The following is a 1,233-nucleotide window of genomic DNA, read 5'->3' as shown; positions in this document are numbered from 1 at the left end:
CATGTTGCGCGAGGCGACGCTGGCGCATGGTGAGCTGTGGAAAGAGAGACAGTAGATGTTGAAAGGCTTGGGTATCCATGATGGAGGCCCTCAGGGTGATGACCTACTTCAAGGTTAGCCTTTCAACATGTAATTGGGACAGCGCCCAAAAATAGGGCAGCTGGCACCGTCAGCCCTAAAACAAAATCTATGGTCACCCCCTTTTTTGCAACCTTGATTTCGGGTGTTGTGGTTGGCTTGCTTAAATCTATCCGGCGTCTTGATGGAGAATGTTCTCCGCGCCACGATGAGAATCGCGCCTGACTGTCCTAAAAAGACCCTCGGCCTAGAAAGCCTATTCTTTTGCCAGGTTATCAGTCAGGCCGGTATGCCGTTCACGTCATCCAATATCACAGTCGCAAAACCAGGTGGGTGTGTCAGTACAAAAGTAAATAGGGGCGCGTCAGGTTGGCATTGCCCGAAATTCGGTATGCCGTGCCGCCAGCGCCCAAGCCGTGCGGGCCAACTTGTTGGCTAGTGCACAAGCCACAACATTCGAATGTCGCCGAGTCAACATAGACCTGACCCAATCAGCCAATCGTCCCGTTTGCCGCTCTAGCCGTTGCATATAGGCTCGTGCACATTGCACCAACAATCGTCTAAGATTTTTGTCGCCACGCTTGCTGATACCCTTCAGGTTTGCCCGGCCCCCAGTACTGTACTGGCGTGGCACCAATCCGACTGACGCCGCGAAATCACGACTACATCGATAGTGTTTTCCGTCACCGAGCTCGGCGGCCAACACGCTGGCAGTGATCGGGCCGACACCAGGGATTGTCATCAGACGCTGACCAAGATCGTCATCGCCAAGCTGGCTGGCCAGTTCCTTGTCGATCTCGGCAATTTGCTGCTCCAGATACTTGAAATGGGCATGCAGCCTCTCCAACATGGTAATCAGTCGCGCTGGTAACTCGTGTTCAGCTATCACAGAAGGCAGGCGCTTGATGGCGGCATGACCGACGGGCAGACTGATGCCAAATTCGAGTAAAAAGCCGTGTATCTGGTTCGATGCCTTAACCCGATCGCGCACAAACGATTCGCGCACACGATCAGGGCCGACGCATGATCATTCTTTGCACAAGTTGATCAAGTCTCGATCAGTTGAACGGCTCCAAGTACGATTTTAATTGTACCTTGCGTTGCCAAGCTGTAAATAGTCGAGATCTTAACTAACTATTTATTTTTATGGCTCAG

General features: G+C 52.2%; 1 pseudogene. It reads right to left on the bottom strand.

Annotated features, from left to right (window positions below):
* Nucleotides 1-442 precede the first annotated feature (442 nt).
* Nucleotides 443-1,087: pseudogene (locus MUW49_RS20900) on the bottom strand (IS110-like element ISAeca3 family transposase); the annotation flags it as partial.
* Nucleotides 1,088-1,233: the final 146 nt, after the last annotated feature.

Source organism: Aeromonas sp. LsrichE-8G (assembly GCF_022869435.1).
GTDB classification, from domain to species: Bacteria; Pseudomonadota; Gammaproteobacteria; order Enterobacterales; family Aeromonadaceae; genus Aeromonas; species Aeromonas caviae.
This window is presented reverse-complemented; position numbering and strand designations above follow the sequence as displayed.